This is a genomic window from Pseudomonas sp. Ga0074129 (assembly GCA_001465025.1).
Lineage (GTDB): Bacteria > Pseudomonadota > Gammaproteobacteria > Pseudomonadales > Pseudomonadaceae > Aquipseudomonas.
The window spans coordinates 1-26,453 of record LNDO01000057.1 but is presented as its reverse complement, the minus strand read 5'-3'; the positions used below and the strand labels follow the sequence as shown (position 1 = coordinate 26,453).

Here is a 26,453-nt window from a genome sequence, read left to right as displayed (position 1 = left end):
GACTCACCCAAGGCTCTGCAACGCAAGCCTTATACCCAAATCAAAGGTAGACCCTGGCACATCGTTATTTAGGCGTATAACTCGCGTTTGCTACCATCGCCGCACAAGACGCGCAGCGTCACCATAACTAGGAATACAGCCCGATGAGCCAACCCTTCGATGCAGCCGAACTGGCGGCAAACTACGCCAATAAGTCGCCACAAGACATACTCAGACTGGCCTTCGAGCATTTTGGCGATGATCTTTGGTTGTCTTTCAGCGGGGCCGAAGATGTCGTGCTGATCGACATGGCCTGGAAGATCAATAAAAACGTCAAGGTCTTCAGCCTCGACACCGGCCGCCTGCACCCGGAGACCTATCGCTTTATCGATCAGGTACGCGAACACTACGGCATCAGCATCGACATTCTGTCGCCTGAAACAGCTGCGCTTGAAGCCTTGGTCAAGGATAAGGGCTTGTTCAGCTTTTATAAGGATGGGCACAGCGAGTGCTGCGGCATCCGCAAAACCGCACCACTGCGCCGCAAGCTGTCCACGGTTAAGGCGTGGGCCACCGGCCAGCGGCGCGATCAAAGCCCGGGCACCCGCAGCCAGGTGGCAGCAATTGAGCTTGATGCCGCCTTTTCTGCTGAAGGCCGCCCGCTCTACAAGTTCAACCCACTGGCGCAGATGAGCAGTGAAGACGTTTGGGCTTACATCCGCATGCTGGAGTTGCCTTACAACAGCCTGCATGAACGCGGCTTTATCAGCATTGGCTGCGAGCCCTGCACGCGCCCCGTGCTGCCCAATCAACACGAGCGCGAAGGGCGCTGGTGGTGGGAGGAAGCCACGCAAAAGGAATGCGGCCTCCACGCCGGAAACCTGATTGCGAAACACTGATAACAAAAAGGCCAGTCAGACTGGCCTTTTTATTGAGCACGGCAACCGCTAGCTGGCTGAACGCTGACGGCGCTGCATATAACGCTCAACATATGAGCAGGAAGGAATAACCGTATAGCCCAGACGCTCAGCGTAAACGAGTGCATGCTCGGTCAAGGCCGCCGCTACGCCCCGGCCCCGCAGCGAGTTGGGCACAAAGGTGCGGTAAATATCCAGCGTCTGCTTTCCCAGATCCATGTAAGCCAGGTACGCCCGATCACCGTCCAGCGTGGTCTCGAAATGGTGACTGACCAAGTCATGGTGAATGGACAACTCCTCGCTCATTGCAACCCCTCTGTTAATAAGTCAAAGCCCGCTTCTCAACAGGCTGTCTAAAGAAATTGTAACAATCCTATCAGGCCAGCCAGCCCCGTGCCACGTAACGCAGATAGCCATGAAACGTAAACGGCTTTCGCCAGCGCAACTCGCGATAGATAACTCGATATTTTTAGCAAGCCTCAACGGTATCTACCTTGAACACATAGAGACCCTGTTAGAAACAGTAACCGACACCTTATTGATTGTTTTTTAACCAAAAACTGCTCAGGAGCTGTTAAAGATCACATCAACTCGAAAAAAATGTCCCCTCCTAGCTTTGCCTCCGTTTACTTACGAGCTGTTACAGGTAGTATGTACGCCGGCTAATTTCCTAACTTCTGGAAATTGCTTTTATGGAAAAACTCCACCTCAAGGGGAACACGATGAACAACGTTCTGAAATTCTCTGCTCTGGCATTGGCCGCAGTTCTGGCTACCGGTTGCAGCAGCATGTCCAAAGAAACTGAAGCTCGTCTGACTGCAACTGAAGATGCAGCAGCTCGCGCTCAAGCCCGTGCCGACGAAGCCTACCGCAAGGCTGATGACGCTCTGGCAGCCGCTCAGAAGGCTCAGCAAACTGCTGACGAAGCCAACGAGCGCGCTCTGCGTATGCTGGAAAAAGCCAGCCGCAAGTAATAGCCCACAAGGCTATGCCAAGCCGACCCAGTTTCTGGGTCGGCTTTTTTATTGCCTGCCAATTTCTAGGGCCAATAAAAAACCCGTCAGCCTTGCGGCGTGACGGGCTTGATACAAATGATCGCAATCAGATTGCAGGGTCAGTCGAGACTAAAGCCTGACCTGGCTGAGCGATTTCAACTGGAAGACCGTCCTCAGCAGCAACAACTTCACGAAGCATTTCCCAATCCAGGCGAAGGTTGGCAAATTCATCATTCTTAAGTAGCGAGTTGATCACCGCTGTGTGCTTATCAACTACTGATGCCTCGCCAGAATCACTGAGCGGTGCATGCGCTTCTAGATAGATCTTGCCGCCACTGCGACCAAATTTGTACGGCTCGTTGATTATGCGCACCGAGGTTCCAACCGAAACCATGGTGGCCAGTTTCAAAACGTTATGGTTCAGCATACGGAAACAGCCGTGACTGACCCGCATGCCAATACCAAATTTCTTGTTCGAACCATGGATCAGATAACCCGGCACAGACAAACCCATCTTATACGGGCCGAGCGGATTGTTTGGACCTGGCGGTACGTAGGCAGGTAGCGGATCACCGTTGGCCGCATGTTCCTCAAGAATTGATTTAGGCGGCGTCCAGCCCGGGTTAGGCGTCATCGCGGTGATACGTGCGTTGGCTACCGGCGAACTCCAGCCTTCACGACCAATACCCAACGGGTAGGTGTAAACCACGTTACGACCTTTGGGGTAGTAATAGAGGCGGTATTCAGCCAAGTTGATCACGATGCCTTCGCGTGGGCCTGGCGGCAGAATAAAGCGGGTAGGCAGAATGATGTCTGTGCCCTCGCCAGGAAGCCAAGCGTCAACGCCAGGATTGGCTGCGACCATCTCCAAGTAACCCAAGTCGTTGGCCGAGCCAAGATCAGCGAAAGTGTCTTCGTACTTGGCTTTGTGCACACGGATTTCACCCGCGATGTCTTCGCCAGGTGGAGGCAACGGCAACTCAAGAGCGCTTGCAGATGAAACGGCAAACAAGGCCGCCAGAGGCAGGCAACGGGTGACGGCAAAGGCACGCGACAACATCCGGGAATTCCTGACGTAAAAGGTTGGTAATATTTAGCGCGATTGTACACCGATTGATCAATCGCTTGGAAAGCCCACTGCAGCTAAATGGACGGGCGCTCACCGCGCTTTTGCGCGTCCAGCACAACCTTACAAGCCGAACACAAACGCTGATCACGTAAGCCTGCTTTGTCCAGAACACGCCACACAGGCTGCGCCGGTAACAAACTGCCACACAGCGTTCGATCAGCAAACTCGCCCAACTCAAGCTGGCGCGCCAACAAATGCACACGTACTTCTCGGCAGGCAAACAGGTCAAGCTGCTCATCTGGCTCGATCAATTGATAGGCATGCAAAGACCAAGCAGGACGCGGCATCGGGGGCTCCAGAACAGGGTCGCCACATTAGCCGAAAGGTCGAGGGCAGAAAAGCCTGTCAGAGCAAAGGTTTCAGGGTTGGCCAGACGTTCTCCAACAACCTGGACTGCGCTTCGGCAGTGGGGTGAATACCATCGGCCTGCATCATCTCAGGCACACCCCCTACGCCCTCCAGCACGAACGGCACCAGCGGCACGCTGAACTCGCTGGCAACCTGTGGAAACACCGCCGCAAACGCTGTGGTGTAACGCAGGCCGTAATTAGGCGGCAGTTGCATCCCCAAAATCAGCACTTGGGCGCCCTTTTGCTGCGAGGCCTGCACCATGGCCGCAAGGTTTTGTTGCAATCCCACCCACTGGTCAGGAACCCCACAAACTCAAGGGTTCCAGCCAATGACCGCCAAATCGAATGCCCAAAGTGGCACAAGTCTGTTACAAATCGCGCCGCTCAAGCTGACCACACAGCTCGCTAAGCCTTGGCACTTCCGCAGGCATGGCCGCTACTACCTTCGCTTCAGGCCCCGTAGCCGCTCAAGGCAAAGACCAGTCAGGCGTCCTCAAGGTGGCCCAGGCGTTCGCCAGTGCGGGTCTGTCCTTGCAGGCAAGCCCTATGACCATGCGTGTCTATCGGGATCATCTGGCTGAACAGGCGCAGCTTGAGGCCCGCCGACTTGCTGAATCTCAGGCACACGCCGCCCGCTGCCATATCCCGACACCGAAAGAGATCGCAGAGCGCAAAGCCGAACGTGAGCGCAAGGCACAGGCCATCCGAGACCACGGGGCACAAATCCGCAGCCAGCTTGGCCGCTGAAAGCCATTCACTTAGACCATTAGGAGTTACAGACCATGAAACCGTTTCAATACAAAGCACCAGACCGCACCTACACCCAATCCGTGGCATCCCTTGGACTGACCCAGGTGTCTTTCCACAGCTCAGACGTTCGCGCCCAGGAGATGGCAGCCAGTGATCCAGCGGTTTACGCCCAGGCAATGCAGGAAGTCGCCGACGAGCACCTTAACGGCGCTGAGTGGCGTGAGAACATGGATAACGCTTTCCCCTCTGAGGTTCGCCCGTTCGGCTCAGTCCCAACGTGCCCCCAAGTGGCCCTGATGGATAACCGCTCGGTGACCTTCGATCCTCGCCAGACCTACGATGGCCGCACCGTGACCAAGGGTGAAGCTGTAGCGGGCTCGCTGGTGTCGATGGAGGCCCCAGAGGTCGGCGTTCTGGTGTCGGGTCGCATCTCCATTCTCGACCACACAGTGCAGTTTGGATTCACTGAACGAAGCATGGCGCAGACAGGCGAAAAACTACTGAATGATCTTGAGCTAAGCATGGCGAGCAAGATCGCCGAGAGCCTGGAAGGTCAGCCTTCTGTGTCGAAGGTCTACGCAGGGGCAATCACTGGCACACCTACCGCACAGGCAGAGGATGTCCTTGACCTCATTGCTGTTCACTTGGACACCTACTGGGGCCGCGACATCTCAGAGTTTGGCGTGCTGGTGCCGGTAAGCCTTCGCCCTGTGCTCAACCGTGCGGCCCAACGGGCTGGCCTGGAGGACATTGACGAACTCGTGGGCACCCGTGTGCAGGTCTATAGCGGCACAGACCGTGGCATCTTCTTGGTTCCCAAGGCGTTCGCCATGCTGTCCTTCCGAGAGAACAGTGAAGGGGACGTGTGGCGCGTTGAGCTATCCCGCAATAGCTCCTTGCTGAGCTGGGAACTTGAGGTCTCCGCAGTGGTGGACGTAATGGCCACCGCAATGGTTGAAGTCAAGGTAGGCGGCTCTGATTGGGAGACCACACAGGTAGCGCTGCCACTGGTCAAACAGCTTGTCCTGGCAGAACAGCCTGCCCCACCTGTAGGCCCGTAAAGGCTCGCAGTGATTCGCTGTAGGGATAGAGGGTGGTTGTTTAACCATCCCTGCCCATCATCAAGGAATGAGCCCTGGGAACACCTGGGGCCGTCCTACTTAGTCCTTATGCCGACGACTGGCGGACACTGGTTCTTGAGGAACCACCTTGATAGCTCTGAGCACCTAATGGGTCTCAGGGCTTCTTTTTGCAATACCCGACTATTTTAGTAGGACTTACCATGAGTAGCCTGATGCTGATCTATGGGGCTGCATTGTTGCTCAGGGTTGTCGTGTGGTTGTCCTTGAGAAAATGGGTCAAAAATCCGAGCCCCCATCTAATATACAAAGCCCGCCCACTACCCCCTCGGGGCCCCAGTGGACTGGCACAAATGGGGCACAAGTGTGTGACAAATCACGGTTGACAGGCACCCGGAGGCGAACATTAATATGCCGCTTCCTGACCAGCTCAGGGACTACTTCAGAGCAACGGCTTCAGCATCGGCCAGACGTTATCCAGCAACCGAGGCTGAGCTTCAGCAGTAGGGTGAATCCCATCACTCTGCATCATGGAAGGCACGCCACCTATGCCCTCCAGCACGAAAGGCACCAAGGCTGAGCCAGTCTCATTGGCAACCTTGGGGAACACATCGGCGAAAGCTGTTGTGTATCGCACACCGTAATTAGGCGGTAGTTGCATCCCCAAAATCAGCACTTTGGCCCCAACCTTCTGTGACTGCTGAACCATGGCCGCAAGGTTTTGTTGCAATTGCGCAGGAGGCTGGCCACGCAGACCATCGTTGCCTCCCAACTCGATAATCACCAGCTCCGGCTGGTGCTCTGCAAGTAGCGCAGGCAGCCGCGCGGCACCGCCCGCACTGGTGTCACCACTGATCGAAGCATTAACAACTTGATGGTCAAAACCCTGCTCATCCAGCCGTTTTTCCAGCAAAGCTACCCAACCCTGCCGGGTATCCATGCCAAAAGCCGCGCTGATACTATCGCCGACGACCAGTAAGGTACCCGCAAACGCCGACGAGCCGCACAACAGCAGACTTAGAGCAGTACCTATCAACCACGCACGCATTGGATTCTCCATGAGCTCAAGTATTCTCACCGCGCGAAACCTTAGCAAAGTGGTCCCCAGCACGGAAGGCGAGCTAACCATACTCCATGACCTGTCCCTGGAACTTGTTTCAGGTGACAGCCTGGCGATTGTTGGCAGTTCCGGCTCGGGTAAATCCACCCTCCTCGGCCTGCTGGCCGGGCTTGATCTGCCCAGCAGCGGCAGCGTGGTACTGGCAGGCAATGACCTGGCCGCCCTTGATGAAGATCAGCGCGCCCGCGTTCGAGCAGAGCATGTGGGTTTTGTATTTCAGTCCTTCCAGTTGCTCGACAGTTTGAATGCCCTGGAAAACGTCATGCTGCCCCTTGAGCTTGAAGGCCATGCCGACGCCCGCCAACGCGCCCGCGCCCTGCTAGAGCGCGTGGGCCTGGGGCAACGCCTGACGCATTACCCACGCCAATTGTCGGGTGGTGAGCAACAGCGTGTCGCCATTGCACGTGCCTTTGCCGCAGAGCCTGCGGTGCTGTTTGCCGATGAACCCACCGGCAACCTCGACAGCCACACAGGCGAGCGCATCAGCGATTTGCTCTTCGAATTGAATAAGGAACGCGGCGCGACACTGGTGCTGGTCACCCACGATGAACGTCTGGCGCATCGCTGCCAGCGCCTGATTCGCCTGGAAGGCGGCCATTTGGTCGATCAGGTTGAACCCTGATGAACCACTTACCGCTGCCTCGTCTTGTTTCGCTGGCTGCTCGCCAGTTACTGCGCGACGCCCGTGCGGGCGAATTGCGTGTGCTGTTCTTTGCGCTGCTGATTGCCGTGGCGGCCAGCACCGCCATTGGCTACTTCAGCGCACGTTTGAACGACGGCATGTTGATGCGCGCCACCGAGTTTCTCGCTGCCGACCTGCGCCTAACCGGCAGCTCACCTAATACGCCAGAACAAATCAGCCTGGGCAAGGAACTGGGTCTTGATCACGCCCAACTGGTGGAGTTTTCCAGCGTGATCGCCAGTGACGCAGGCATTCAACTGGCCAGCGTCAAAGCCGCGGGCAGCGCCTACCCACTGCGCGGCGCACTTAAAAGTGCCGCCAATTTGTATGACACCGAGCAAATTAGTCCCGGTCCAAAGCCCGGTGAAGCCTGGGCCGAAGCACGCTTGTTTGTCGCCCTGAACCTCAAGCCCGGCGACAGTATTGATGTAGGCACTAAAACCCTTCGTCTGACCCGAGTACTGACGTTTCTGCCTGATGAAGCCGGCGATTTTTACAGCCTGACACCGCACCTGCTGATGCACCTCGATGACCTCGCCGCCACCGGCGTGGTCCAGCCGGGCAGCCGCGTGCGTTATCAGGAGTTGTGGCGTGGCGAGCCTGAGGTGCTGGCGCAGTATCGCCAACGCCTCACCTTGGAACCCAACCAGCGCCTGGAAGATGCCAAAGACGGCAATCGCCAAGTAGGCAACGCCTTGGGCCGCGCTGAACGTTATCTCAACCTGGCCAGTCTGGCTGCAGTATTGCTGGCCGGGGTGGCCGTTGCGCTTTCCGCCGCGCGCTTTGCCGCCCGTCGGTTTGACGCCAGCGCCTTGCTGCGCTGCCTGGGCTTGTCACGCAACCAGGCATTGGCCTTGTTCAGTCTGCAACTGGCTCTGCTCGGCATCAGCGCAAGCCTGATTGGCGCGCTGCTCGGCTGGCTGGCGCAACTCACGCTGTTTCACCTGCTGCAGGACTTGCTGCCCGCCCAGATTCCCGCCGGAGGCCTGTGGCCCGCCTTCGCCGGCATGGCTACCGGTTTAGTGGCGCTGGCCGGCTTTGCCCTGCCGCCACTGGCAGCCCTTGGCCGTGTGCCGCCGCTGCGCGTGCTGCGCCGCGACATGCTGCCGGTGCCGGCCAGTTCCTGGCTGGTTTATGGGGCTGCGCTGTTCGCGCTGGGCCTGATCATGTGGCGCTTGAGCCTGGACCTGCCGTTGACCTTTGCTTTGCTGGGCGGTGGCTTGGTCACAGCGGTGATACTCGGTGGCCTGCTGTTAGTCGGTTTGCAGAGTCTGCGCCGTTTGCTGGCCAAAGCTTCATTGCCGTGGCGACTGGGGCTGGGCCAATTGCTCCGTCACCCGCTTGCCGCTGCAGGTCAGTCGCTGGCCTTTGGTCTGATCATTTTGGCCATGGCCCTGATTGCCCTGCTGCGCGGCGAACTGCTCGACACCTGGCAGGATCAGCTGCCGGAAAACGCCCCCAATCACTTCGCGATGAATATTCTGCCGGCTGATCAAGACGCCTTCGCCGCGCGATTGAACGCACTTTCGCCGCATCCAGCGCCCTTGTTCCCTGTAGTGCCGGGCCGTCTGGTGATGATCAATGGCGAACCCGTGCGCCAAGCGGTGACCAAGGAATCGCAAGGCGAACGCGCCATTCGCCGTGATCTGAGCCTGACCTGGGCCGCAGACCTGCCCGCCGACAACCAACTGATTGCCGGCAGTTGGTGGTCAGACAACAACAGCAGCGAATTACCGGGCGTTTCCGTGGAATCCGAACTGGCCGAAAGCCTGCAACTGCAGCTGGGCGACCGGCTGAGTTTCAGCATTGGCGGGCTCAACCGCGAAGCCGTGGTCACCAGCCTGCGCGAAGTGGACTGGAACAATTTTCAGCCCAACTTCTACATGATCTTCCAGCCTGGCACGTTGCAGGACTTACCCGTGACCTACCTCACCAGCTTCTACCTGCCGCCCAATCAAGAGCAGCAACTGGTTGAGCTGTCGCGCGCCTTCCCGGCCGTGACCTTGCTGCAGGTGGAAGCGCTGCTTGAGCAACTGCGCAGCATCTTGGCGCAAGTCACCCTGGCCATCGAGTTCGTCTTGCTGTTCGTCCTGGCTGCGGGGCTGACTGTTTTGTTCGCCGGCCTGCAAGCCACCCTTGATGAGCGTATTCGCCAAGGCGCCCTGCTGCGCGCGCTGGGCGCTGAGCGCAAGCTGTTGATCAAGGCGCGGCGGGCTGAATTCGGTTTGCTGGGCGCGTCAAGCGGTCTGCTGGCAGCCGTGGGCTGTGAACTGATCAGCTTTCTGCTGTATCGCTTTGCTTTCGACCTCGTCTGGCAACCGCACCCTTGGCTGCTGCTGTTGCCGCTGATCGGCGCATTGCTGGTCGGCACTGCCGGGGTGATGGGCACTCGCCGCGCACTCAACGTCAGCCCGCTGACGGTGCTGCGCGAGGGCTGATAGACTCGCGCCTGCATTTTTCTCATGCCGTCGAACCTACTGACTAAACAGTAGGTTCGACGTGCAGCCGATGTTGAACAGGAACCCATGAGTCGCTACCGCCCACCCCGCTCCGCCGGCACGCCTTTGATCACGCCCGAAGGCGAAGCGCGTATGCGTGCCGAACTGCATGAGCTTTGGCATGTGCGCCGTCCGCAAGTGACCCAGTCCGTCAGCGAGGCTGCCGCCCAGGGCGACCGCTCAGAGAATGCCGAGTACACCTACGGCAAGAAGATGCTGCGCGAAATCGACAGCCGTGTGCGCTTTCTAACCAAGCGCCTGGAAAACCTCAAAGTGGTCAGCACACACCCCAGCGATCCGGATAAAGTTTATTTCGGCGCATGGGTCACTGTGGAAGACGAAGACGGTATTGAAGCGCGCTACCGCATCGTCGGCCCGGATGAGCTGGATTTGAAAAACCACCTGATCAGCATCGACTCGCCACTGGCCCGCGCGCTGGTTGGTAAAGGCCTGGACGCTGAAGTGCGGGTGCACACCCCCACCGGCGAGAAAACCTGGTACATCGTGGCCATCGATTACCCGTGACCAAGCCTAGTATGCCCCCCGCCCCCGATAATGCCTTACCGCACGCCCGCCTTGAGTGGGATGAGCAGGGTCAACCGCTGTCCAGCGAGTTCGCCGATGTGTACTTCTCCAACGAAAACGCACTGGCGGAAACCCGCTATGTGTTTCTCGCCAATAACCAATTAACCGAACGCTTCAACGCGCTCACGGCGCATGAGCAATTTGTGATCGGCGAAACCGGCTTCGGCACGGGGCTTAATTTTCTCTGCGCCTGGCAATTGTTTGAGCAGCACGCGGTGGCGGGCGCACGCCTGCATTTTGTCAGCGTAGAAAAATACCCCCTGAGCAAAGCCGATCTGCAACGCGCACTGGCGCTGTGGCCAGAGCTGGCGTCCTACGCCGAACAGTTGCTGGCGCAGTACGTGGCCCTGCATCCGGGCTTTCAACGGATGGTGCTGGCGGGTGGGCGCATCGTACTGACGCTGCTGATCGGTGATGCGCTGGAGCTCTTCGGGCAACTGGACGCCAAGATCGATGCCTGGTTCCTCGACGGTTTCGCACCGGCGAAAAACCCGGACATGTGGACGCCGGAGCTGTTTGCTCAACTGGCCAGGCTGTCCCACAGCGATACGACGCTGGGCACTTTTACCAGCACCGGTTATGTGCGCCGCCGGCTCAATGACGCTGGCTTCAAGATGAAGCGCGTACCGGGCCTGGGGAAAAAATGGGAAGTGCTTAAAGGCACTTTTATCGGCACCGCTGACTCGGCAGGAAAACCTTGGTTCGCCCGCCCCACACCGGTCACAGGTGAACGCACAGCGCTGGTGATCGGCGCGGGTCTGGCGGGCTGCGCAACGGCCGCCAGCCTGGCGCAGCGCGGCTGGCAGGTCACCTTGCTGGAGCGTCACCATGGCATCGCCCAGGAAGCCTCGGGCAATCCGCAGGGTGTGCTGTACCTCAAGCTGTCCGCCCATCACACCGCATTATCACGCTTAATTGTCAGCGGCTACGGCCACACGCGTCGTGTGCTGGAGCACCTGCACAAGGGTCAGGACTGGGACAACTGCGGTGTGCTGCAACTGGCTTTTGATGCCAAGGAAGCCCAGCGTCAGGCGCAGCTTGCAACCGCATTCCCCGCCGACTTGCTGGTGGAACTAACGCAAGCCGAGGCCGAAGATAAAGCCGACATTGCCCTGACCAGTGGCGGTCTGTTCTATCCCGAGGCGGGCTGGGTTAATCCGCCAGCGCTGTGCCAGTGGCTGAGTCAGCAGCCCAGCATTGACCTGCAACTGCATCAGCAAGCGCTGGAGTTGCGTCGGGTTGACGACCAGTGGCACGCCTGGAACGGTGAGCAGTTGCTGGCCAGCGCCAGTGTGGTGATCCTGGCCAGCGCCGCAGAGATCAAAGGCTTTGAACAGGCCGCACACTTGCCACTCAAACGTATTCGCGGCCAGATCACCCGCCTGCCCGCCACAGCCACCAGCCGCGCATTGAGCACTGTGGTATGCGCTGAAGGTTATATCGCGCCGGTACGCGAAGACGAACACACCCTAGGTGCAAGCTTCGACTTCAACAGTGACGACCTGACACTGAACAGCGCCGACCACGCGAGCAATCTGCAACTGCTGGAAGAAATTTCGCCAGCGCTTTCCAGCTCACTGAATGCTGCAGCACTTGATCACGAGCACCTGCAAGGCCGCGCCGCCTTTCGCTGCACCAGCCCCGATTACCTGCCGATTGTTGGCCCACTCGCTGACGCCACGGCATTTGCCGATGCCTATGCCGTGCTGAGCAAGGATGCCCGCCAAGTACCGAACATAACCTGTCCGTGGCTCGACGGCCTGTATATCAACAGCGGGCATGGTTCACGTGGGCTAATTACCGCGCCACTGTCCGGAGAGTTGATTGCGGCCTGGCTAAACGACGAACCGCTACCCGTGCCTGTCGATGTGGCACAGGCCTGTCACCCGAATCGTTTTGCCTTGCGTACGCTGATCCGCAATAAACCGTAGGTTAGGTCGCGCGGCGTTCCGTTGAGGCGCGCCGCGACAAAGCCCATCGGAAGCGCTATTCGCGGCTAAAGCCCCTCCCACAAGGCATGGCGATTTCAACCGCGCAGGCTAAACCGCCAGGCGCGGTGGATTTTCGGATTACGGGCAAAGTCCGGATCAAGGGTCGACGCGCTGATTTCTTCCACCTGATAACGCGCGGCCAGGCTCTCATCGAGCTCAAACTTGCGGAAGTTGTTGGAGAAATACAGCACCCCATCCTTGGTTAGACGAGCCATGGCCAAATCAAGCAACTGCAAGTGATCGCGCTGCACATCGAAGATGCCTTCCATGCGCTTGGAATTAGAGAAGGTCGGCGGATCGATAAAGATCAGTTCGTATTCACCACGGCCTTCGGCCAGCCAAGCCATTACATCGCCTTGCTCCAGCTTGTTCTTATCCGAGTAGCCGTTGAGCGACAGGTTGCGCCGCGCCCAGTCGAGGTAGGTTTTCGACAAATCGACACTGGTAGTGGTGCGCGCACCACCCTTGGCCGCATGCACAGTGGCGGTGGCCGTATAGCAGAACAGATTGAGGAAGCGCTTACCGGCGGCCTCTCGCTGAATGCGCAGGCGCAGCGGCCGGTGATCGAGGAACAAGCCGGTATCCAGATAGTCGGTCAGGTTGACCAAAAGTTTGACGCCGCCTTCGCGGACTTCGAGGAACTGCCCCTGCGTGGCCTGGCGCTGGTACTGTTTGGTACCGCTCTGGCGTTCACGGCGCTTGATCACCACCTTATTCTTGTCAACACCCAGCGCCTGCGGAATCGCGGCGATGGCATCAAACATACGCTCTTTGGCTTTCTCCGGATCAATCGACTTGGGCGCGGCATATTCCTGCACGTGCACCCAATCACCGTATAAGTCCACCGCCATGGAATATTCCGGCATGTCGGCATCGTACAAGCGATAGCACTCAACACCCTCTTTACGCGCCCACTTACCTAGCTGCTTGAGGTTCTTTTGCAAGCGGTTGGCAAACATCTGCCCGCCTTCGCTCAAGCGCGCCTGCTCAACCACAGGCGCCGGTGCTGGCGCGGGTTTGATCGGGTTGCCGTTCTTGTTGTACTGACGCTCCAGCGGCTCAAGCGGTGCCTTGTCGGCCTCAGCCTGTTCGCGCTCGCGTTCACGCTGCTCAGGGGTACGACGCTCGCCCGTGACAAACTGCTCGGGCTGCACCTTAATTAGCAGCAACTTGCACGGCAACGCACCGTTCCAGAAGGCGTATTGCTTGTGGCTGCGAATGCCCATGCGCTTGCCCAGGTCCGGCGCGCCGGTAAACACCGCCGCCTCCCAGCCCATGCAAGCCTGACGTAGACGCTCACCGAGGTTCTGGTAGAGGTACAGCAAACTGGCTTCTTCACCCAAACGCTCGCCGTAGGGTGGGTTGCAAATCACCAGGCCTTTTTGGTTCTGATCCGGACGCGGCTCAAAGGTCGCCACTTCGCCCTGATAAACCTTGACCCAATCGCCCATACCGGCACGCTCGATGTTGTTGCGCGCGGGCTGGATCAACCGAGGGTCGGCTTCATAACCGCGAATCCACAGCGGTGGTTTGGCCATGCCCGCTGCTGCGCGCTCTTCGGCCTCGGCATGGACTTTCTTCCACAAGGCCGGTACGTGGCCTAGCCATTTACTGAAGCCCCACTGCTCGCGGGTCATGTTCGGCGCGATGTCGGCGGCGATCATCGCCGCTTCGACCAAGAAGGTACCGACGCCACACATGGGGTCAGCCAGCGCGCCGCCTTCAGCTGCAATACGCGGCCAGCCGGCACGAATCAACACGGCAGCGGCGAGGTTTTCTTTCAGCGGTGCAGCACCCTGCTGCAGGCGATAGCCACGTTGATGCAGGCTGTGACCGGACAGGTCGAGGGACAAGATAGCCTCGCCGCGATCCAGACGCAGGTGCACGCGCAAATCCGGGTTGATCTTATCCACCGAGGGTCGGGTGCCGTCTTTCAGGCGCAGCTTATCGACAATGGCGTCTTTGACTTTCAGCGCGCCGAAATGGGTGTTATCGATACCCGAGCCATTGCCACTGAACTCAACCGCTAGGCTGCCAGTGGACTCCAGGTGCTCGAACCAATCGACCTCCAGCACCCCCTCATAGAGGCTTTGAGCGTCCTGCACGCTGTAGCGCTTGAGCACCAACAACACGCGGTTGGCCAGGCGCGACCACAAGCACAAGCGGTAAGCCGTTTCCATGTCGGCCATGCCACGAATGGCCGAGGTGTGCTCGCGCGCCTCTTCAAGGCCAAGCTGGGTTGCCTCATCCATTAGCAGGCCTTCAAGGCCCTTGGGACAGGTGAGGAAGAGTTCGTAACGATCCGACATGGGGGTTTCCAGTGCCTAAGGCAATCAACGGCGTGCAGAGCTTTCAGCACGTCCAAAATAAGTGACTATCGAGTCGCAGAGCGACCCTTCGTCGGAATAATCAATAGTCTCAATCGCTATTCATTCGCGATAGCACGTTAACAGCACATGCCCCGCCTACGCCCACAGCATAGGCCTTTGCGCGAAAAAACGACGTGCTTGCCACAACGCCTTATGGCCTGACCCGCAAAAACATTACGGCCTTATGACGAAACGGTCATTCACAGGCAACCGCACATTGGTTAGAAATCATCCTAGGTCAGCGCTGCAACGGCGCTGGCAAGGAGGCTCGCGACGCCGGCAGCGAACTCCGTAGGCAGACCATTTCTGCCTGACCTTGCTTCAAGGTCTAAGGGACATAACAGTCAACATTGAGGGCTACACCCTATGAGAAGACTTAAGCGTGATCCGTTAGAAAGAGCTTTTTTGCGCGGTTATCAATACGGCATCAGTGGCAAATCCCGCGAACTCTGTCCATTTACCCTTCCCTCTGTCCGCCAAGCTTGGTTAAACGGCTGGCGCGAAGGTCGCGGTGACAACTGGGACGGCATGACCGGCACCGCCGGCATCCATCGACTCAACGAACTTCACGCCGTCGGCTGATTCAGGAACCTACCGACTCACCAAGCGCGCTCCATCCGAGCGGCGGGCGTAGGCCCAAGGGCTCCGTTAAGGAGCCCTTTTTTATGGCACACGCTAATCGCTGTTCTGTTATCAGGCCTTGTGTGGCAGCGCCGCAATCGCATCAACCGCCTCGCGAATCAGCGCAGGGCCCTTGTAAATAAAGCCAGAGTAAATCTGCACCAAGCTCGCACCGGCAGCGATCTTCTCTGCGGCATGCTTGCCCTCGTTGATGCCGCCCACGGCGATAATCGGCAGACGACCTTTCAACTCACCGGCCAGCACTTTCACGATGTGGGTGCTCTTGTCACGCACCGGCGCGCCAGACAAACCACCGGCTTCGTCGGCGTACTCCAGCCCCTGGACACTTTCGCGGCTCAGCGTAGTGTTGGTGGCGATCACCGCATCCATACCGGCTTCAACCAAAGCGTTGGCCACTTCAATGGTTTCTTCATCGCTCATATCCGGGGCGATCTTGATCGCCAGCGGTACGCGCTTGCCATGCTGCGCGGCCAGGTCTTCCTGGCGCTGGCGCAGCGCTTCAAGCAATTGCTTGAGCGAGTCACCGAACTGCAGGCTGCGCAGGCCTGGGGTATTGGGCGAACTGACGTTAACGGTCACGTAGCTGGCATGCTGATAAACCTTGTCCAGGCACAGCAAGTAGTCATCCACGGCATTCTCGACCGGTGTGTCAAAATTCTTGCCGATGTTGATGCCGAGTACACCCCTGTATTGGGCGGCTTGCACACGGGCCAGTAGGTGATCAACGCCCAGGTTGTTAAAACCCATGCGGTTGATGATGGCCTCTGCCTCAGGCAAGCGGAAAAGACGCGGCTTGGGATTGCCTGGCTGCGGACGCGGAGTCACGGTGCCAATTTCAACAAAACCAAAGCCCAACTGGGCAAAGCCGTCGATAGCGTCGCCATTCTTGTCGAGGCCGGCCGCCAAGCCGACGGGGTTGGCAAACTCCAGTCCCATTACCGTGACCGGCAATGCAGCGGGCTGCTTGGTCAGCAGCCCACTAAGGCCCAAACGACCTGCAGCACCGATCAGGTCGATGGACAGTTCATGAGACGATTCCGGGGAAAGTTTGAACAACAGCTCGCGGGCCAGGGTATACATGGGCAGGCTTAGCTCGATAGAGTTACAAAGGCGGCGATTATACCCGGCTGCGAAGCGGATAGGCGAGGCACACGGCGGCGCTCAGCCCAAGCGCTTAAGATTGAGCAGTTTACCGGCGGTGCTGAACTCAAGCTCGAAGGAACCATAGACGCCATCATGGGTCAGAAATTGCCGAAAGTAGTGGGCTGGCACACTGACGCTTCGTCCATCGCGACTTTGCACTAATATCCGGTTGGCATGGCCTTGATACACAACCCGCAAGCGCTCGGCCGATAACGCAATATCAAACACCAGAGTGGGCATGGAGGCACCTTTGCAACTGACTGCAGCAATCTTGCCATATACGGCGCGCGTGCTCGGCATGAAAACTGTCGCAAAAATGCTCGCGCTCAGCACGAGCGGCAAGCGAGATGTAGGAGCTGGCGTATGACGAGGCAACCATGAGCCTGTCTGAACAGCACGTCACCCTGAGTGCTCGCCTAAGCGCGCTGGCACAGCGCCTTGGTTTTATCGGTCGCGGCCAACGCCAGATACTTGATCGGGCCAGTCAGCTACGCCTGCCTTTCAGCCCCCTGCCCGCCCCGCGTGCAAGTATTTGCTGGCAAGACGGCCTGCAGCTTCAGCGCCTGGTAGATCTGCCGCGCAATGCGCTTTCCGGCCCCGTACAAGAGGACAAAGCCCAGGCCCACGCAACGTTAGTGCGCATAATCGAGGCGCAGGAACAGCCGCTGGGTTCGCTTGATATGCGCCTGATTGAAGGCGTGTCCAGTTTTAACCCCGAGCAAGCGGGTTATGCCAGCTTCGAGGTATTCGCCGCCAGCACGTCATGTCGCCCCGTGCGGATCATCAGCTACAAGGATTTCGTCAAAACCATCAGTTTGGCCCTACCGCGCTTTCTTGCAGGCGATGCAATCAGCCTGCGCCAAGCCAGCTGGCGCAATAACCGGCTGTTCTGGAGCGGTGATCATCACGCTGAAGCCTTTGCCTGCGCCATTGCGTATGCGCGCATGCGCGGACTGGAAGTCAACCTGCCGGCCATCATCAGCCACTACCGCTTAAGTGACAGCGGCCTGGATAACCTGCAACAGCACTACCACGTGCTGGCCATGCCGCATGCAGCCTGGAGCGAGCCAGCATTTATGGCGCTGCTGCTCGACAGCGGCCTGCCTTATGCACGGTTGTCACTGTTGGCTGGAGCGGGCTCACCCGAGTTTCTCCTGCTGCCCAAACATTCGGCCGAAGCCACTGCATTGGGTGAGGGACTGCGCCTGGCTGGGGCGCCAGATGTGGTGGCTTATCTGCGGCAGTTGCAGACGCCGTAAGCCCCGACAAACCTCAGGCTGATGCAACAGGCGACCGCCTAGACGGCTTTTATCCAGACGATTACAGACAATATGCCTGCCACCGGCTTATCGCAGGGCGATAAGCCGGGCAAACGGGCTAGGCAATTTTCAGCGCATTGTCATCCAGCATGTTCATGATCACCGTCGCCTCATTGCTGTTGCCATAAAGCGTGGAGAGGTTGACGTTATCAAGCATGACCTGCTGCTCGACCGGCCCACTGGCAACCGTTCTGATGCTGATGGTGGTTGTGGTCCCCAAGAAGGCAAAATCCAGATAGTCCTGCAGGACATTTGGATCGGTGCCAACGCCTGAAAGTAACTGCGACAGATCCAGAATGTCGGAGTTGAGGCCATTGGTATTGATGGTGAAATCTGTGATGTGATCCAGGCCGCCACCCAAACCGCCTTTTTGCCAAAGGAAGGTGTCTTTACCGGTGCCACCGGTCATGGTGTCACCGCCCAACCCGCCAATCAGGATGTCATCACCGCCATTACCGACTAGCGTGTCACCACCCGCGCCGCCAAACAGTAGGTTGGCGCTGCCGTTACCCGTTAGCGTGTCGCCAAAGCTGGAACCGATCAGATTATCGATGCTATTGAGGGTGTCAGTCCCTGCACCGCCGGTATTCTGCGCAGTGGCAACAACAAGGCTGACGGTTACAGCCGAGCCCGCATCGATATAACTTGCAGTATCGATACCTGCTCCGCCATTTAACGTGTCGTTGCCGGCGCCACCGGCCAGGATGTCGTTGCCATTACCGCCGTTCAGGGTGTCGTTACCCCCAAGGCCGATCAAAATGTCATCGCCATCACCCCCACTAAGGGTGTCGTTGCCACCATCACGGCCCAAAAGGATTTCATTGCGGAAAGTACCTGTCAGCGAAGTGGAATCGGCACTGCGCACAACATCGACAACTCCGGTATCTATAACCGTGCTGCCATTAATGGATGCACCATAGGCGAATCTGCCACCATCGGCTGCACCTGCGCTTTCCTCAGTAAAGCGCGCTGTAGCGGCCACCAGCGCTGCACTGCCGTCCACAGCCCCTACCACGTTTAATACTGATAACAGGCTGCTGTTAGGCCCGCTGTCGTTGGCAAGCAATGCCCAGGTTGGGATAGCGATGACATCATTGCCGTCCTGGGTGTTTACATTGGTCAACACGAGGTCATCACGCACAACCAACGGGGCAGAGTCCGGACTGATCGCGATGTTGAGACTGCCCAGAGCAGTGGCATCCGCATCGTTATCGATCAGGGTAAAACCAATGCTCAAGGCAATGGCCGTGGTAATCGTATTGGGCGGTGTATAGGTGTAGCCACCGGTGAGCATATTTACGGTGATGTCAGAGCCAGAGCCCATCAGCACCTTCAACGAAGTGCCCGTTAGGCTGCCGTTGTTGGTGCCTCCTGACGCCACAACGGTATTGGACGATTTGGAATAGGTGTAGGTCGTGCCATTAACCACCAACGTATGAACAAAACCACCGTCACTGCCAAAACTGCCGCCGGTTGTGAGGTTGCCAGTGATGGGAGACGCTTGGGCTGTTGCCACCAAGGTTGCAGTCAGATCGTTGAAGTCATCCACGACAGTGGCAGCCGTATTGTTACCGCCATTAGTGCCGTCGTAGGCAATCGGGTTCAGCGCTGCGGCATCCACACCCGAGCCCATAGCTAAGGCATAAGACCGGATATTATTGGCCGTGAGGAAGTTGATCCACGCCTGTTCTTCTGACACACCGCCATTGGCATAGGGTGCCGGCCAACCAGCCGCAGTACCCGCCACATCTGAAATGCCTGCATCCCCCGTTGGTCGGTTGGGATAACCATCCGAGAGGAAGTAAGCCACGTTTTGCACGCTGCCCATGGTGAGTTTGCCGCTTTCACTGAATGAGTTGATGGCGTCGATCAATGCCGCGTCGTAGTTGGTGACCGAACCGGTAGTGGCCGCCACGATGGCCGCCTTCGCGGCATCAAGTGTCAACCAAGTCGCGGCGCTTGAAGCATTGGTGGCAAAGGTGGTGAAGCTGACCTTCACCTCACCCAGCGCATCGTACTGCTCCAAAAGTTCCAGCAACGCGTTTTTGGCCACTTGCAAACGGCTCATGCCGCCAACGCCCGAGTCATTATTCATGCTGTCCGAGACGTCCAGAATGATGACTAGGTTGGTATTAAGCTGGGTCGACGCCTGACCACTGTGGACCTGATTGACGGCGTTTGGCGCATCATCCAAGAAGCTGATGGCATGCCCAAGATCAATCGAACTCGTGGCCTGATCTCCGTCTTTGTCGGTGATTGTGGCGTTGAGTTTGATCAGATTGGCTGCCGCCAAGCTGGCCTCCTGATTCGGCCCGCTATTGGGCGTATGAATGATCGCCCGTTGTTGATCCAGGGAGACGGTGCCATTGCTGGCATTGACTGCAACGGTGAAAGAAATCTCCCCCGCCGCACTGCCCACACGACCGACCACACTGCCGGCCTCCAGGAACAGCAGAATATTGCTACCCGTGAGCGAATCATCCAAACCACTGTCCACGCCTGCCGCACTGACATTGAGGCTATAAACCGTGGTGCCGGCACCATCGGCACCATAACTGGATGTAAATGCACCCGCAAAACTGGTGCTGGTATTGCCGGACAGAGTGGTCTCATCAACCTGCAGACTGTCCGCGGCCAACCCATTGGAGCTAATGCTCGGGCCGTCATCCTTGAAGCTGATAGCACTGCCCAGATTGACCGATGCCGTAGCCGTGTCGCCATCCTTGTCGGTAATGGTGGCGCTCAGTTGCACGAGGTTGGCAGCTGCCAAACTGGACTCCTGATCTGCCCCACTGTTCGGGGTATGAATAATCGCCCGCTGTTGATCAAGGGTGACCTGACCGCTCGCATTGACCGAGACAGTAAATGACACCGCGCCACCGGCGTTGCCTACACGGCCCACAATCACGCCCGCCTCGTTAAACAGCAGGATATTACTGCCGGTAGCAGAATCATCCAGACCACTGTCTACCCCAGCGGCGCTGACGTTGAGCGCATACGTGGTGGTGCCAGCACCGTCGGCACCGTAGCTGCCTGTGAACAAGCCCGCAAAGTTAACCGTGGCATTGGTTGCCAGGTCGCTCTCATCCACTTGCAGGCGATCGTTGCCGGCGGCAGTGGCACTGATGCTCGGCCCATCATCCCGGAAGCTGATAGCACTACCCAGATTGACCGAAGCCGTAGCCGTGTCGCCATCCTTGTCGGTAATGGTGGCGCTCAGTTGCACGAGGTTGGCAGCTGCCAGACTGGACTCCTGATCTACCTCACTGTTCGGGGTATGGATAATCGCCCGCTGTTGATCAAGGGTGACCTGACCGCTCGCATTGACCGAGACAGTAAACGACACCGCGCCACCGGCGTTGCCTACACGGCCAACAATCACGCCCGCCTCGTTAAACAGCAGGATATTGCTGCCGGTAGCAGAGTCATCCAGACCACTGTCTGCGCCAGCGGCACTGACATTCAGGCCATAGGTGGTGGTGCCAGCACCGTCGGCACCGTAGCTCCCTGTGAACAAGCCCGCAAAGTTAACCGTCACATTGGTTGCCAGGTCGCTCTCGTCCACTTGCAGACGATCGTTGCCGGCGGTAGTGACACTGATGCTCGGCCCGTCATCCCGGAAGCTGATAGCATCACCCAGATTAATGGTCGCACTGTTGCCATCGCCGTCACGATCAGTGATGGTCGCCTTCAGTTGCACCAAGTTGGCAGACGCCAGGCTGACTTCCTGATTCGGCCCGTTGTTGGGCGTATGTATGATTGCGCGTTGCTGATCCAAATTGACCACGCCGCTGGCGTTCACTGAAATAGTGAATGACACAGCGCCTGTTTCGCTGCCCACACGCCCCACCACATTACCCCCCTCAAGGAACAAGAGGATGTTGCTACCCGAGGCAGAGTCATCAAGCCCGCTGTCTACCCCAGCGGCGCTGACAGTGAGCGCATACGTGATGGTGCCAGCCCCATCAGCGCCGTAGCTCGACGTAAATGCTCCGGCGAAGCTGACGTTGGCATTGGTTGCCAAGTTGGATTCATCCACCTGCAGCGAATCAGCCGTTGCGACACCAGCACTTATGCTTGGGCCGTCGTCTCTGAAACTGATGACACTGCCCAAATTCAAAATGGCGCTGCTGGAATCACCATCGCCATCGACGACAGTGGCGCTCAGTTGCACCAGATTGGCACTGGCCAAGCTGGACTCCTGATCCGCCGTCGTGTTCGGTGCATGCGCAATAGCCCGCTGTTGATCCAGCGTCACCACGCCACTGGCATTTACGGATACGGTGAAAGATACAGCCCCTGTCGTACCACCAACACGACCTACGACCTGACCGCTTTCCAGGTACAGCAGAATATTGCTGCCGGTCGCGACATCGTCCAAACCGCTGTCCACACCATTGACGCTGACTTGCAGGCTGTAGGTGGTGGCACTACCGGGGCCATCGGCACCGTAGTTGGTAGAGAACAATGATGCGAAGCCGGCGCTGGCATTGGTCGCCAGATTGGTTTCATCAACCTGCAAGGAATCGGCAACAGGCGAGCCGGCGCTGACAGTCGGTATGTCATTCTCGATAAGCACCAAGAAATCACCCAGCAGAGCAACCGGATCCACGCCAACGCTGGCCTTCAGAAGGCTGGCAAAGTTCATGACCAGCAACGCGTTGTCATCGCGCCCAGCCGCCGGATGGTCCAGCGGGCCACTGAGGGTGAAGGTGTAGTCGCCGTTGGTTTGCACCTGCAAGGTAAAGATGGTCGGGCCAGCAGCGCCTGCTTTTGCGGTCAGGGTATTGTTTGAAACGCTGTAGACCAGGCCCACGCCATCGGAACTGGCTGGCTGCAGGCCTGCGGTACTGCCCGAGAGGCTGAACTGAACACCCGCAGACGAACCCACAACCAGTTCGCCAACATTGCCGGTGGCAACCGTGGTAATCACATCATTATCGGTGATACCGCCGGGCAACTCGTCCTCGTCAACCCTGGCAATAACCGGGCTGATGTCCGCCACATTAACGGTCAGATTGGCGCTGGAGGGGTCGCCGTCCTTATCAACGATGCTGTAGGTGAAGGCCTCGGTCTTATCACCGGTGACATTTATAGGTGCCTGGTAGGTCCACGCCCCGGTGCTGAAGTTGAAGCTCAGCTTGCCGCCTTCAGGCGTCGTGATATTGCTCAACTGGCTGCCGGCAATGTTAGGCCCAGAACTCGGATCGATAGTGCCTGCGCCGTCCCACACGTAGGTGATGCCATTGATCACGATGGACTGGATATAGCCCGACCCGTCAGCGCCAAAAGCATCGTCATCGCCACCACCAGCAACACCATCGCTACCCAGCAAAACATTGCCGCTGACCAGCGCACCGATCTGACTCAGTAAGGTATCAATCAGGCCCGTGAAATCGCCGACCTGAATGGGTGCGCCCACGCCATCGAGATCAACATCCTGCAACCGCTCAATATTGACGCCACTGCCCACGCCCACCGCAGTCACTCCAATGGCATGGCTGCTGAGGAAGGTTTGCCAGGCTTGCGCCGTACTGTCTGACAATGAGTTGCCGTTAGTGCCCGTCTGCTCATTAGGGTTGCCGTCACTGATAAAGAACACCTGATTGCTCGCACCGGCAACCGGTGTATAGACGGCCATGGTTTCCTCAACCGCGGCGGTAAAGTCCGTCTGCCCATTGAACGGACGACTGCCATTCTCTGCAGGATTGAGGCTACCAATCAAATTTGAGAAAGCGGCAAAATCACTGACGGCAGCGAAGGATTTAGCAGTCCCGGAGAAAGCAACGACCTTGATTACGACATCGCCCGAGGTGCCATTGAACAAGGCCTGCCCAGCCGCGCGAACGGCCTGCAACATGGTATTGAGTTCGGCGTTATCAACGCTGCCGCTGAAATCCAGCACAAAGGCGACATTGAAGTCCTTGCCTTGCGAGGCCTGGACGGTGGCAACGTCGTCCCGGGCTTGCGGGGTGTCATCGTCAACATTGATCGACAAGCTACCCGTGGCGGTGTCGCCATCCTTATCAATCACCTGATACGTCAGGGTAAAGGCTTGGTTGTTTTCCTGATCAGCCGTGGCATGTTGGATGGGCGCGTTTTGAGTAACCGTATAAGCACCGTTTGACTGATTCAGCGTCACAGTCAGGACGGTGGTAGCCCCCTGCTTAATCAGCAGTGAGCTACCCGAAGTCTGGTAGGTGAACCCCGCAGGTGCACCACCGACCAACCACTGCATACTCCCGGCGCCATCCGCACCGAAATGATGACCCAAGGTGCCACTGGTGAGGGTTGACTCAACATCATCGCCCACCCCACCGGCAATCCCGCCGGGTAAAGCGTCGTCATCCAGTTGCACGGGGGCATTAGGTAGCGCGCGCGGCGCGTCATCCTTGAAGCTGATCACCGCGCCAATGTCGATGCTGGCACTGGCCTGATCACCATCGCCATCGGTGACAGTTGCGTTCAGCTTGACGTGTCCAGCACCTAAGAATTTAGCTTCATCCGGGTCGCCCGTTGGGTGAACGATGGCGCGAATCTGATCGAGCGTCACTGCACCGGAATCGTTCACGCTCAAGGTAAACACCAGCTCATTTGTGCCAGCGGTGCGGCCTTCAATCACGCCTGCATTCAAGCTGAGAACCACTGCCTCGTTAGTCTCGGCATCCACAAGCCCTGAATTGGCGTTCTGCACACTCAAGTCATAGCTGAGATTTTTCAGACCATCAGCACCGGCCTGCACATTGAATACACCGCTGAAATTAGCGGTGGCATTAAACGCCAGATTGGACTCATCGACCTGCAACGAAGAGCCCCAAGTGACGTTGGTGCTGACATCGTTGTAATCGAAATCAGAGGTCAGGGTCTGGTCTTCCCAGTTCTGATTACCCGCACTGCTGGTGTCTTGCAGATGCGAGCCGCCAGGGTTGAGGCTCGCATCACTGAACAACACATTCGCCCCATCAGCACCGGTCAACGGTTGACCACCCAGCATGGCGGTCCACTTACCACCCACCTGTTCGAAGGTGAGGCTCGCGCCATTGCTCAATGCCAGATTGGCCGCGCCATTGGGGATGATAAAGAAGCCGGTGCTGGCAGGATCAAGGCCGCTCAGGTCTGCCACCGCACCGACGGATTGCAGCTTGACGTTAGCCCAGATCACCTGGCCGTCCAGCGGCGTACCATCAGCGGCTTTGTTGTAGTAGCCATAGGTGTTGTGGAAGCCGGCATTAGTGCCTTGGAAAGTCACGAATGAGCTCACGCCAATGCTGCCGGCTTGAATCGTAGGGGTGTCGTCATCAATGCTGACCACTAACGAGCCCATTGCCGAGTCGCCATCGCCGTCAGTAACCGTGTAACCAATGTTCAGACTGATGTCGTCCTCGGTGCCGGTGACTGGATGCATCAGCGGTTGAAGCAGATTCAGTGTGTAAGCCCCACTTGCAGGATCGGTCAGCTGCACCGTCACCAAAACGCCCCGGTCGGAGCTGATGGTCAGGGTCTGTGTGGCCTCCGCCCAACTGGAGGTCACGCTTTCTGTTCCAAGCGTCGCCGGCCCACTTAATGCCAACGATTTAAAGCCATCAGCACCGGCTGTGAATACAAGGTTGCCACTTAGGCTGGTCGCCGCACCGCTGACATCCCCAGGACCACCATTGATACCGCCCGCCAAACCCTCATCATCCAGCACAACCTGAGCGGTCAGTTGGCCGGCAGTCGGCGCATCATCCTCAAAGCGGAACACGTCTTTCACGCCTAAGTCGATGGACACACTGGCGCTGTCGCCGTCGCCATCGGTGAGGGTTTGTGTCAGCAGCAAGGTGCCTTCGCTGAGGTTCAAGCTTTGGCTGTCGTCCGCGTTAGACGCGTCGCTGTGCCACAGGTTATCGAGCAGGTTCAGCGTCACTTCACCGTTGGCCGGGTCGATGGTCAGGGTGAAATAGTCCACGCCGCAGGCGCTGCCGGTGATGACGTTGCCCACTTGGTTGAGGACGATTGGCTCGCCTTTGCCATCAGCCGCGCTGGCATCCACCGCAAACAAACCGCTCGGCACATCGTCGCCGTTCAGTTCTAAGCGGTACACGGTGCCGTCTGCACCGGCACCGTCCGCGCCGTATTGGCTATTAAATTGATCCTGTACCGCTGCTGCACTCAGCACTGCACTGGCCACGCCATCGTTGCCAGCGCCACCGAGGCTGATCAGGCTTTCATCGACGAGGGCGGCTTGCAGTGGCCGAGCTTCGACGTTGAGTCGGGCCAGCGGTGCATCGTCTTCAAAACTGAAAGCGCCTTTTGTGCCCAGATCGATGGACACGCTGGCGCTGTCACCATCGCCATCGGTGAGGGTTTGCGTCAGCAGCAAGGTGCCCTCGCTGAGGTTCAGGCTTTGGCTGTCGTCAGCATTGGTCGCATCGCTGTGCCAGAGATTATCGAGCAGGTTCAGCGTCACAGCGCCGCTGGCCGGGTCGATGGTCAGGGTGAAATAGGCCACGCCGCCGGCACTGCCGGTGATGACATTGCCCACTTGGTTGAGAACGATTGGCTCGCCTTTGCCATCGGCAGCGCTGGCATCCACCGCAAACAGACCGCTCGGCACATCGTCGCCGTTCAGTTCCAAGCGGTAAACGGTGCCGTCTGCACCGGCACCGTCCGCGCCGTATTGGCTGTTGAATTGATCCTGTACCACTGTTGCACTCAGCACCGCGCTGGCCACGCCGTCGCTGCCAGTACCCCCGAGGCTGATCAGGCTTTCATCAACGATGGCGGCTTGTAATGGTCGAGCTTCGACGTTGAGTCGGGCCAGCGGTGCATCGTCTTCAAAGTTGAAGACGCCTTTCACGCCGAGGTCGATGGACACGCTGGCGCTGTCGCCGTCGCCATCGGTGAGGGTTTGCGTCAGCAGCAA

Annotated in this window: 18 protein-coding genes and 1 pseudogene; 10 read left to right on the top strand and 9 right to left on the bottom strand. The window is 58.2% G+C overall.

The window, feature by feature from the left end; translation table 11 throughout:
- Positions 1–143 precede the first annotated feature (143 nt).
- The gene (locus AUK77_RS05405) at positions 144–878 is read left to right on the top strand and encodes a phosphoadenylyl-sulfate reductase (RefSeq protein ID WP_296126982.1); all 735 of its coding nucleotides are present in this window, start codon (positions 144–146) and stop codon (positions 876–878) included.
- Positions 879–926: 48 nt separating this feature from the next.
- Here the strand turns inward: AUK77_RS05405 and AUK77_RS05400 are convergent, their stop codons facing one another.
- The gene (locus AUK77_RS05400) at positions 927–1,202 is read right to left on the bottom strand and encodes a GNAT family N-acetyltransferase (RefSeq protein ID WP_296126979.1); all 276 of its coding nucleotides are present in this window, start codon (positions 1,200–1,202) and stop codon (positions 927–929) included.
- Between the two features lie 416 nt (positions 1,203–1,618).
- Between AUK77_RS05400 and oprI the strand changes: the two genes are divergently transcribed.
- On the top strand, positions 1,619–1,870 hold the full coding sequence (oprI, locus tag AUK77_RS05395) for an outer membrane lipoprotei OprI (protein ID WP_257779487.1): 252 nt from the start codon (positions 1,619–1,621) through the stop codon (positions 1,868–1,870).
- 127 nt (positions 1,871–1,997) lie between these two features.
- Here oprI and AUK77_RS05390 read toward each other — a convergent pair whose 3' ends face one another.
- The 3 genes and pseudogenes from AUK77_RS05390 to AUK77_RS05380 all read right to left on the bottom strand — a co-directional run.
- Positions 1,998–2,951: a L,D-transpeptidase family protein gene (locus tag AUK77_RS05390; RefSeq protein WP_296126977.1), complete on the bottom strand. Its 954-nt coding sequence runs from the start codon at positions 2,949–2,951 to the stop codon at positions 1,998–2,000.
- An 83-nt stretch (positions 2,952–3,034) separates the two neighbouring features.
- On the bottom strand, positions 3,035–3,307 hold the full coding sequence (locus tag AUK77_RS05385) for a hypothetical protein (protein WP_296126975.1): 273 nt from the start codon (positions 3,305–3,307) through the stop codon (positions 3,035–3,037).
- Positions 3,308–3,365: 58 nt separating this feature from the next.
- Positions 3,366–3,653 (bottom strand): annotated as a pseudogene (locus AUK77_RS05380) (arylesterase); the annotation flags it as partial.
- A 146-nt stretch (positions 3,654–3,799) separates the two neighbouring features.
- Here AUK77_RS05380 and AUK77_RS05375 point away from each other — a divergent pair.
- Positions 3,800–4,117, top strand: coding sequence for a hypothetical protein (locus AUK77_RS05375; protein WP_296126972.1), 318 nt, complete (start codon positions 3,800–3,802; stop codon positions 4,115–4,117).
- 35 nt (positions 4,118–4,152) lie between these two features.
- Positions 4,153–5,181, top strand: coding sequence for a hypothetical protein (locus tag AUK77_RS05370; protein WP_296126970.1), 1,029 nt, complete (start codon positions 4,153–4,155; stop codon positions 5,179–5,181).
- Between the two features lie 460 nt (positions 5,182–5,641).
- On the opposite strand, the gene AUK77_RS05365 is transcribed toward AUK77_RS05370, so the two are convergent.
- A complete protein-coding gene (locus AUK77_RS05365) occupies positions 5,642–6,247 on the bottom strand; it encodes an arylesterase (protein WP_296126968.1) in 606 nt (201 codons plus the stop codon).
- Between the two features lie 10 nt (positions 6,248–6,257).
- On the opposite strand from AUK77_RS05365, the gene AUK77_RS05360 reads away from it, so the two are divergent.
- The 4 genes from AUK77_RS05360 (at position 6,258) to mnmC (ending at position 12,015) form a co-directional block, all read left to right on the top strand.
- Entirely contained in the window at positions 6,258–6,941 is a 684-nt protein-coding gene (locus tag AUK77_RS05360) for an ABC transporter ATP-binding protein (RefSeq protein WP_296126966.1), read from the top strand.
- A complete protein-coding gene (locus tag AUK77_RS05355) occupies positions 6,941–9,439 on the top strand; it encodes an ABC transporter permease (protein ID WP_296126965.1) in 2,499 nt (832 codons plus the stop codon). Before AUK77_RS05360 ends, AUK77_RS05355 begins: the two co-directional genes overlap by 1 nt.
- Before the next feature lie 87 nt (positions 9,440–9,526).
- Positions 9,527–10,024, top strand: a complete 498-nt coding sequence (gene greB, locus AUK77_RS05350) for a transcription elongation factor GreB (RefSeq protein ID WP_296126963.1) — start codon at positions 9,527–9,529, stop codon at positions 10,022–10,024.
- An 11-nt stretch (positions 10,025–10,035) separates the two neighbouring features.
- Entirely contained in the window at positions 10,036–12,015 is a 1,980-nt protein-coding gene (mnmC, locus tag AUK77_RS05345; RefSeq protein ID WP_296127192.1) for a bifunctional tRNA (5-methylaminomethyl-2-thiouridine)(34)-methyltransferase MnmD/FAD-dependent 5-carboxymethylaminomethyl-2-thiouridine(34) oxidoreductase MnmC, read from the top strand.
- A gap of 95 nt (positions 12,016–12,110) precedes the next feature.
- On the opposite strand, the gene rlmKL is transcribed toward mnmC, so the two are convergent.
- Entirely contained in the window at positions 12,111–14,384 is a 2,274-nt protein-coding gene (gene rlmKL / locus AUK77_RS05340) for a bifunctional 23S rRNA (guanine(2069)-N(7))-methyltransferase RlmK/23S rRNA (guanine(2445)-N(2))-methyltransferase RlmL (protein ID WP_296126961.1), read from the bottom strand.
- Positions 14,385–14,810: 426 nt separating this feature from the next.
- Between rlmKL and rmf the strand changes: the two genes are divergently transcribed.
- Positions 14,811–15,026 (top strand): ribosome modulation factor, encoded by a 216-nt coding sequence (gene rmf, locus AUK77_RS05335; RefSeq protein WP_090255928.1) that lies wholly within the window; start codon positions 14,811–14,813, stop codon positions 15,024–15,026.
- Between the two features lie 111 nt (positions 15,027–15,137).
- Here rmf and AUK77_RS05330 read toward each other — a convergent pair whose 3' ends face one another.
- A complete protein-coding gene (locus AUK77_RS05330; protein WP_296126958.1) occupies positions 15,138–16,166 on the bottom strand; it encodes a quinone-dependent dihydroorotate dehydrogenase in 1,029 nt (342 codons plus the stop codon).
- A gap of 81 nt (positions 16,167–16,247) precedes the next feature.
- Positions 16,248–16,469, bottom strand: coding sequence for a DUF2835 domain-containing protein (locus AUK77_RS05325; RefSeq protein ID WP_296126956.1), 222 nt, complete (start codon positions 16,467–16,469; stop codon positions 16,248–16,250).
- A 137-nt stretch (positions 16,470–16,606) separates the two neighbouring features.
- On the opposite strand from AUK77_RS05325, the gene AUK77_RS05320 reads away from it, so the two are divergent.
- Positions 16,607–17,488 carry a DUF6685 family protein gene (locus tag AUK77_RS05320; protein WP_296126954.1) on the top strand — a complete coding sequence of 294 codons (882 nt, stop codon included), beginning with the start codon at positions 16,607–16,609 and terminating at the stop codon, positions 17,486–17,488.
- A 118-nt stretch (positions 17,489–17,606) separates the two neighbouring features.
- On the opposite strand, the gene AUK77_RS05315 is transcribed toward AUK77_RS05320, so the two are convergent.
- Positions 17,607–26,405: a DUF5801 repeats-in-toxin domain-containing protein gene (locus AUK77_RS05315; protein ID WP_296126952.1), complete on the bottom strand. Its 8,799-nt coding sequence runs from the start codon at positions 26,403–26,405 to the stop codon at positions 17,607–17,609.
- Between the last annotated feature and the right edge of the window lie 48 nt (positions 26,406–26,453).